Source organism: Streptomyces sp. 8L (genome assembly GCF_020176795.1).
Lineage (GTDB): Bacteria > Actinomycetota > Actinomycetes > Streptomycetales > Streptomycetaceae > Streptomyces.
The window spans coordinates 1-7,908 of the sequence record NZ_JAIUKE010000517.1; the positions used below are offsets into that span (position 1 = coordinate 1).

Below are 7,908 nucleotides of genomic sequence, written 5' to 3' on the forward strand. Positions count from 1 at the left end.
CCGGCGTTTCCAGGGCATGAGGAGGCGGGGTGCTCTGCTCGTCGGCCGTGCCGCGGGCGCGCGTGCTCCTGCCGTGACGGACGGTGCGCGTTTCCCCTCGCGCCGGATGTTCGCCCTGAGCGTTGAGCGGGTAAGACTTATCGTTTTGACCTGGGTCGACAAGGTAGGTACGCTCAAGTCTTGTGCCTGGGGTGTGCCTGGGCTCTCGCGCGTGTCCTCTGCCGCGTGAAGGGCTCATCTGCAAGGCCACCGCAATTCGCGTCTTCCTCGCTTGCCGGCGGGGGTCCGCGGTATTCGACACACCCGACCGCGTGGGTCGGTGACGTTCCAGGTTAGCTTTACGAACGGCACACAGAATCGGAGAAGTAGTGCCTACGATCCAGCAGCTGGTCCGCAAGGGCCGGCAGGACAAGGTCGAGAAGAACAAGACCCCCGCACTCGAGGGCTCCCCTCAGCGCCGTGGGGTCTGCACGCGTGTGTTCACGACCACCCCGAAGAAGCCGAACTCGGCGCTCCGCAAGGTCGCGCGTGTGCGTCTGACCTCGGGCATCGAGGTCACGGCGTACATCCCGGGTGAGGGACACAACCTGCAGGAGCACTCCATCGTGCTCGTGCGTGGCGGCCGTGTGAAGGACCTGCCGGGTGTTCGCTACAAGATCATCCGCGGTTCGCTCGACACCCAGGGTGTCAAGAACCGCAAGCAGGCCCGCAGCCGTTACGGCGCCAAGAAGGAGAAGTGAGAATGCCTCGTAAGGGCCCCGCCCCGAAGCGCCCGGTCATCATCGACCCGGTCTACGGTTCTCCTCTTGTCACCTCCCTCATCAACAAGATCCTGCTGAACGGCAAGCGTTCGACCGCTGAGCGGATCGTGTACGGCGCCATGGAGGGTCTGCGCGACAAGACCGGCAACGACCCGGTCATCACGCTGAAGCGCGCCCTTGAGAACGTCAAGCCCGCTCTTGAGGTCAAGTCCCGCCGTGTCGGTGGCGCCACCTACCAGGTGCCGATCGAGGTCAAGCCCGGTCGCGCCTCCACCCTCGCGCTGCGCTGGCTGGTCGGCTACTCGCGTGCCCGTCGTGAGAAGACCATGACCGAGCGTCTGATGAACGAACTGCTCGACGCCTCCAACGGCCTCGGCGCTTCGGTCAAGAAGCGTGAGGACACGCACAAGATGGCCGAGTCCAACAAGGCCTTCGCGCACTACCGCTGGTAGTCGCACACCCACATCGAGACCGAGAGAAGACTGAGCCTCATGGCCACCACTTCGCTTGACCTGGCCAAGGTCCGCAACATCGGGATCATGGCCCACATCGACGCGGGCAAGACGACGACCACCGAGCGCATCCTGTTTTACACCGGTGTCAGCTACAAGATCGGTGAGGTCCACGACGGCGCTGCCACGATGGACTGGATGGAGCAGGAGCAGGAGCGCGGCATCACGATCACGTCTGCCGCGACGACCTGTCACTGGCCGCTCGACGAGGTCGACCACACCATCAACATCATCGACACCCCGGGTCACGTGGACTTCACGGTCGAGGTGGAGCGTTCGCTCCGCGTCCTCGACGGTGCCGTCACCGTGTTCGACGGTGTCGCCGGTGTGGAGCCGCAGTCGGAGACGGTCTGGCGCCAGGCCGACCGCTACGGCGTGCCCCGTATCTGCTTCGTCAACAAGCTCGACCGCACCGGCGCCGAGTTCCACCGCTGCGTCGACATGATCGTCGACCGCCTCGGTGCGGTTCCGCTGGTCATGCAGCTCCCGATCGGCACCGAGGCCGACTTCAAGGGCGTCGTCGACCTCGTGTCGATGAAGGCCCTCGTGTGGTCCGCCGAGGCGACCAAGGGCGAGATGTACGACGTCGTCGACATCCCGGCGACGCACACCGAGGCCGCCGAGGAGTGGCACGGCAAGCTCGTCGAGGCCGTCGCGGAGCACGACGACGCGATGATGGAGCTCTACCTGGAGGGCCAGGAGCCCACCGTGGAGCAGATGCACGACGCGATCCGCCGGATCACGCTGGCGTCCAAGGGCGCCGCCGACTCCGTCACGGTCACGCCCGTGTTCTGCGGCACCGCCTTCAAGAACAAGGGCGTCCAGCCCCTGCTCGACGCGGTCGTGCGCTACCTGCCCTCTCCCCTGGACGTCGGCGCCGTCGAAGGCCACGACGTCAAGGACCCGGAGAAGGTCGTCTCGCGCAAGCCGTCCGAGGACGAGCCGTTCTCCGGTCTCGCCTTCAAGATCGCGAGCGACCCGCACCTCGGCAAGCTCACCTTCGTCCGGGTGTACTCGGGCCGCCTTGAGGCCGGCACCGCCGTACTCAACTCGGTGAAGGGCCGCAAGGAGCGCATCGGCAAGATCTACCGGATGCACGCGAACAAGCGTGAGGAGATCGAGTCGGTGGGCGCCGGCGACATCGTCGCCGTGATGGGCCTGAAGCAGACCACCACCGGTGAGACGCTGAGCGACGACAAGAACCCGGTGATCCTGGAGTCCATGGACTTCCCGGCACCGGTCATCGAGGTCGCGATCGAGCCCAAGTCCAAGGGTGACCAGGAGCGTCTGGGTGTCGCCATCCAGCGCCTCGCGGAGGAGGACCCCTCCTTCCAGGTCCACTCCGAGGAGGAGACCGGCCAGACCATCATCGGTGGCATGGGCGAGCTTCACCTCGAAGTGCTCGTCGACCGCATGAAGCGCGAGTTCCGCGTCGAGGCGAACGTCGGCAAGCCGCAGGTCGCCTACCGTGAGACGATCCGCAAGGCCGTCGAGCGGGTGGACTACACCCACAAGAAGCAGACCGGTGGTACCGGTCAGTTCGCGAAGGTGCAGATCGCGATCGAGCCCATCGAGGGCGGCGACGCGGCGTACGAGTTCGTGAACAAGGTCACCGGTGGCCGCATCCCGAAGGAGTACATCCCTTCGGTGGACGCCGGTGCCCAGGAGGCCATGCAGTTCGGCATCATCGCCGGGTACGAGATGACGGGCGTGCGCGTCATCCTGCTCGACGGCGCGTTCCACGAGGTCGACTCGTCCGAGCTCGCGTTCAAGATCGCCGGTTCGCAGGCCTTCAAGGAGGCCGCGCGCAAGGCGTCTCCGGTTCTCCTGGAGCCGATGATGTCCGTCGAGGTCACCACGCCCGAGGACTACATGGGCGACGTGATCGGCGACATCAACTCCCGCCGTGGCCAGATCCAGGCCATGGAGGAGCGCAGCGGTGCTCGCGTCGTGAAGGGCCTCGTGCCCCTCTCGGAGATGTTCGGCTACGTCGGAGACCTCCGCAGCAAGACCTCGGGTCGCGCAAGCTACTCGATGCAGTTCGACTCCTACGCCGAGGTTCCCCGGAACGTCGCCGAGGAGATCATCGCGAAGGCCAAGGGCGAGTAATCCACAGGGCGAAACGCCCGACCGGATTGAAGCTCTAGGCTTGTCACCGGGAAGCCAGGGGGCACTCCCCGCGGGATCGGCGTCATCCGCCGTTCCCCGCGAGGGTGCCCCGGGCCAACCGGCATCCCAGCAAAGATCACCCTGGCGCCGATGAGTAAGGCGTACAGAACCACTCCACAGGAGGACCCCAGTGGCGAAGGCGAAGTTCGAGCGGACTAAGCCGCACGTCAACATCGGCACCATCGGTCACATCGACCACGGTAAGACGACCCTCACGGCCGCCATTACCAAGGTGCTGCATGACGCGTACCCGGACCTGAACGAGGCTTCGGCCTTCGACCAGATCGACAAGGCTCCTGAGGAGCGCCAGCGCGGTATCACGATCTCCATCGCGCACGTCGAGTACCAGACGGAGTCGCGTCACTACGCGCACGTCGACTGCCCGGGTCACGCGGACTACATCAAGAACATGATCACGGGTGCGGCGCAGATGGACGGCGCCATCCTCGTGGTCGCGGCCACCGACGGCCCGATGCCGCAGACGAAGGAGCACGTGCTCCTGGCCCGCCAGGTCGGCGTGCCGTACATTGTCGTCGCGCTGAACAAGGCCGACATGGTGGACGACGAGGAGATCCTCGAGCTCGTCGAGCTCGAGGTCCGTGAGCTCCTCACCGAGTACGAGTTCCCGGGCGACGACGTTCCGGTCGTCAAGGTCTCGGCGCTCAAGGCCCTCGAGGGCGACAAGGAGTGGGGCCAGACGGTCCTCGACCTGATGAAGGCCGTGGACGAGGCCATCCCGCAGCCCGAGCGTGACGTCGAGAAGCCGTTCCTCATGCCCATCGAGGACGTCTTCACGATCACCGGCCGCGGTACGGTCGTCACCGGCCGTATCGAGCGTGGTGTCCTGAAGGTCAACGAGACCGTCGACATCATCGGTATCAAGCAGGACAAGACCACCACCACGGTCACCGGTATCGAGATGTTCCGCAAGCTGCTCGACGAGGGCCAGGCCGGTGAGAACGTCGGTCTGCTCCTCCGTGGCATCAAGCGCGAGGACGTCGAGCGCGGCCAGGTCATCATCAAGCCCGGTTCGGTCACGCCGCACACCGAGTTCGAGGCCCAGGCCTACATCCTGTCGAAGGACGAGGGTGGTCGTCACACCCCGTTCTTCAACAACTACCGCCCGCAGTTCTACTTCCGTACCACGGACGTGACCGGCGTCGTGACCCTCCCCGAGGGCACCGAGATGGTCATGCCGGGCGACAACACCACCATGTCGGTCTCGCTGATCCAGCCGGTCGCCATGGAGGAGGGCCTGAAGTTCGCCATCCGTGAGGGTGGCCGTACGGTGGGCGCCGGTCAGGTCACCAAGATCGTCAAGTAGTTCCATGACCGGTCTTCCCGACCGGTCCCGGTTCTACGACGGTCGGCGCCGTCCGCCGCTCACGCGGTGGCGGCCGATCTGATCCGACCGCGGTCTCCGGGTCCCCCGGAGCGCGGCGGGCACGAGCGAGGGCCCCGCACCTCGTCCTTCGGGACGGGTGCGGGGCCTTTTCGCGTACGGTGTGCCGGCGTACGCTCCCGGCGCGCTCAGCGTGCTGCCGGACGCGGCATCGAGTGCGGCGCCAGGTGGGGCGCCAGGTGGGGCGCTCAGCGGGCCGCCGAGTGCGCGGCGCCGGACTCCGGCTCCGCTACCAGGTCACCGGGAGCTCGTAGACGCCGTAGACCACCGCGTCGTTCTTGTAGCGGATGTCCTCTTCCGCGATCGCCGGGCGCAGGTTCGGGAAGCGCCGCAGCAGGGCCGGGTAGGCGAGCTGGAGCTCCTGCCGGGCGAGATTCTGGCCCAGGCACTGGTGGGTGCCCTGGCCGAAGGCGAGGTGGCGGCGCGCGTTCGGGCGCGTGACGTCGAGCTCGTCGGGGTCGTCGAAGACGGTGGCGTCCCGGTTGCCGGAGTCGTTGGCGAGGATCACGCCCTCGCCCGCGCGGATGAGCTGCCCGGAGACCTCCAGGTCCTCGGTCGCGATACGCCTGCGGCCGGTGTGCACGATGGTGAGGTAGCGCAGCAGTTCCTCGACGGCGCCGGCGACAGCGGCGGGGTCCTCCGCGTCCCGTACGGCCTTGAGCTGCTCGGGGTTGCGGGTGAGCGCGAGCGTGCCGAGCGCGATCATGTTGGTCGTGGTCTCGTGGCCCGCGACGAGCAGGAGTATCGCGTCCTGGACGAGGCGCGAGCGCGTGGTGGCGCCGGTGAGCATGTGCTCGGCGGCGACATTGCTGAGCAGGTCGTCCCCCGGGTCCTTCACCTTGGCGTCGATGAGCTCGCCGAGGTAGGCGCCCAGCTCCTCCATCGCGACCAGGGTGTCCTCGACCGTGGACGTCATCGAGATCAGCACCTTGGACCTGGACTGGAACAGGTGCTGGTCCTGGCGCGGCACGCCGAGGATCTCCGCGATCACGAGGGACGGCAGCGGCAGCGCGAACGACGTGACCAGGTCCACGGGACCGCCCGCCCGCTCCATGTCGTCCAGCAGGCCGTCGATGATCCCCGTCAGGCGCGGCACGAGGGCGCGGGCGCGCTTCACCGAGAAGTACGACGTGAACATGCGGCGCACCCGGTTGTGGTCCGGGTCGTCCACGGAGATGAACGGCAGCGGGTTGCCGCTGTTGCGCCGCGCCGCGATGCCCGGACTCTGCGTCGGGAAGCCGGGTTTGCGGGTGTCGGCGCTGAACCGGGGGTCGGCGAGGACCGCCCGCTGGTCCTGGTAGCGCGTGATGAGCCAGGCCGGTGTGCCGTCCCAGATCGTGACGCGGGAGAAGGGCTCGTGGTCGCGGAGCCCGGCGAGCTGCGGGGGCGGGTCGAAGGGGCAGCCGGCGGCGCGCGCGAAGGGGAAGCCGGGGTGCTGCGCGGTCTGGCCGCTGTCGGGGATGACTGTCTCCGTCATGGGTGGAGCGCTCCTGACGTAAGTGGGGGGCGAGCGAGTCGGGGTGCGTGGAACGTGCGGTCCGCGAGGTGCGTGAGGCGAACCGGATGTACGAGGTGCGCGAGGCGAGCGGGGTGCCCGGGGGTGCGCGGGTCGTGCCGGTGCGCGAGGCGCGTGAGACGCGCGGGGTGCCCGGGTCGCGCGGGGTCAGACGTGCCGCGGCGTCACGCGTGCCGGGACGTCGGACGCGGCGGGGGTCAGGCGTGGACCTCGATGGCCAGCGCGGGACAGAGCGCCGCCGCCTCCTGCGCGCGGGCCAGGGCGTCGGCATCGTCCGGAACGTGGTCCAGCAGGACGACGACGCCGTCCTCGTCCCGTTGGTCGAAGATGTCGTCCGCGGCGAGCACGCACTGCCCTGCGGCGCAGCAGCGGTCCTGGTCGATCTCGATATGCATGGCGCTCTCCTTCATTACGTACCCTAAGTACGTGATACGCCGAGGCTGGGTTGCGTGCAATGGGGCGTCGGCTGTTCGCGCGGATGGTTGGCCGGAAACGTGCGGCCCGGCATGATGCCCGAATGGAAGCAACTCAGGGGCCGCCCCCGTCGCGTGCGGAAAGCATCGCTGCCCTGCAGCCCGTACTGAGCGCGCTGGCCTACAGCTTGACGCGAACCAGCGTCCACGAGCGCCTGGTTGCCTCGGCGGGCATGCCCGTCGACCGGGCCGGCCTGGCGTTGCTGCGGGTGCTCGCGGAGGAGCCCGAGCCGTTACGCGTGGGGGAGCTGGCGCGGCGTCTGGACGTACGGCATCCCCATGTCACGCGCCAGGTGAGCCAGTTGGCGCTCCAGGGTCTGGTGGAGCGGGTGGAGGGCGACGACCGCCGCGTACAGCTGATCGCACCGACCCGGCGTGGACTGGACACGCTGGCCCGCGTGGCGCAGGCGGCGGAGGCGAGACTGGCTGAAAGTCTCGCCGGCGTCGACCCGGAACGGATCATGGCGGCGGTGGACGTGTTGAGTCGGCTCAACTTCCGACTGGAGGGCGCGCAGGGCGGAGCCGGAGGCACGGGCTCGGACACCGGCACGGAGCGGGACGCGGGGGCGTCGGAGGGCCTGTCGGAGGAGGCGTCTGAGGAGACGTCGGAGGGCCTGTCTGAGGGGGCGTCGGAGGAGGCGTCTGAGGGGGCGGAGGCCCACGGATAGCCGCGGTTCGGCGGCCGGGCGGGTGTGGGCCGGTTAGTCGGCCAGACGGACTGCGGGCAAAGGGCGGCGGCAGGCCCGCATCACGGCGGACCGGGTGGGCCGCCCGCGCTGTGTGCGGTGCCCGCCGAGCCCGATGTGGCCGCCGTCGCGCGGATCGTCAGGGGCTCCACGTACCCCGAGGTCGCCCAGTGGGCCGACTGCTTCCTCCACGCGTGCGCCACGGACGCCGAGACCCTGCGTACGTTCGCCGGTGCCGGTGCCGGTGCCGGTGCCGGTGCTTCGGTGCCGGAAACGGTGCCGCGCGGGGCCACGGCCGGCCGATGAGCGGTTCCTTACGCGATCCGGACGCACTGCCCGCGCCTTCGCGCCGCCTGGCCGGATCGCCGCCGGGCGCGTGATCCGACGGG

At 68.4% G+C, this 7,908-nt stretch carries 8 protein-coding genes; 6 read left to right on the forward strand and 2 right to left on the reverse strand.

Translation table 11 applies throughout. The features are described from left to right. Window positions 1-368: 368 nt before the first annotated feature. The 4 genes from rpsL to tuf all read left to right on the forward strand — a co-directional run bounded on the left by rpsL (window position 369) and on the right by tuf (window position 4,766). Complete coding sequence (gene rpsL, locus LCE31_RS32975) at window positions 369-740, forward strand: 30S ribosomal protein S12 (RefSeq protein WP_003948652.1); 372 nt, start codon at window positions 369-371, stop codon at window positions 738-740. A 2-nt stretch (window positions 741-742) separates the two neighbouring features. Continuing rightward, window positions 743-1,213 carry a 30S ribosomal protein S7 gene (rpsG, locus tag LCE31_RS32980; protein ID WP_225021014.1) on the forward strand — a complete coding sequence of 157 codons (471 nt, stop codon included), beginning with the start codon at window positions 743-745 and terminating at the stop codon, window positions 1,211-1,213. A 39-nt stretch (window positions 1,214-1,252) separates the two neighbouring features. Further along, window positions 1,253-3,382 carry an elongation factor G gene (gene fusA, locus LCE31_RS32985; protein ID WP_225021016.1) on the forward strand — a complete coding sequence of 710 codons (2,130 nt, stop codon included), beginning with the start codon at window positions 1,253-1,255 and terminating at the stop codon, window positions 3,380-3,382. A 190-nt stretch (window positions 3,383-3,572) separates the two neighbouring features. Next, window positions 3,573-4,766, forward strand: coding sequence for an elongation factor Tu (tuf, locus tag LCE31_RS32990; RefSeq protein WP_225021018.1), 1,194 nt, complete (start codon window positions 3,573-3,575; stop codon window positions 4,764-4,766). Window positions 4,767-5,073: 307 nt separating this feature from the next. Here the strand turns inward: tuf and LCE31_RS32995 are convergent, their stop codons facing one another. Both LCE31_RS32995 and LCE31_RS33000 read right to left on the reverse strand, forming a co-directional pair. Next, window positions 5,074-6,321, reverse strand: a complete 1,248-nt coding sequence (locus LCE31_RS32995) for a cytochrome P450 (protein ID WP_225021020.1) — start codon at window positions 6,319-6,321, stop codon at window positions 5,074-5,076. A 236-nt stretch (window positions 6,322-6,557) separates the two neighbouring features. Further along, on the reverse strand, window positions 6,558-6,755 hold the full coding sequence (locus LCE31_RS33000) for a ferredoxin (protein ID WP_225021022.1): 198 nt from the start codon (window positions 6,753-6,755) through the stop codon (window positions 6,558-6,560). 122 nt (window positions 6,756-6,877) lie between these two features. Here LCE31_RS33000 and LCE31_RS33005 point away from each other — a divergent pair, with 122 nt between their 5' ends. After that, window positions 6,878-7,501 (forward strand): MarR family winged helix-turn-helix transcriptional regulator, encoded by a 624-nt coding sequence (locus LCE31_RS33005; protein ID WP_225021024.1) that lies wholly within the window; start codon window positions 6,878-6,880, stop codon window positions 7,499-7,501. Window positions 7,502-7,618: 117 nt separating this feature from the next. Continuing rightward, window positions 7,619-7,825, forward strand: a complete 207-nt coding sequence (locus tag LCE31_RS33010) for a hypothetical protein (protein WP_225021025.1) — start codon at window positions 7,619-7,621, stop codon at window positions 7,823-7,825. Window positions 7,826-7,908 lie beyond the last annotated feature (83 nt).

Coding starts and splice junctions, on each gene's coding strand:
- LCE31_RS33000 (WP_225021022.1), bottom strand. CDS start 6,755: ATGCATATCGAGATCGACCAGGACCGCTGCTGCGCCGCAGGGCAGTGC.
- LCE31_RS32995 (WP_225021020.1), bottom strand. CDS start 6,321: ATGACGGAGACAGTCATCCCCGACAGCGGCCAGACCGCGCAGCACCCC.
- rpsG (WP_225021014.1), top strand. CDS start 743: ATGCCTCGTAAGGGCCCCGCCCCGAAGCGCCCGGTCATCATCGACCCG.
- fusA (WP_225021016.1), top strand. CDS start 1,253: ATGGCCACCACTTCGCTTGACCTGGCCAAGGTCCGCAACATCGGGATC.
- LCE31_RS33005 (WP_225021024.1), top strand. CDS start 6,878: ATGGAAGCAACTCAGGGGCCGCCCCCGTCGCGTGCGGAAAGCATCGCT.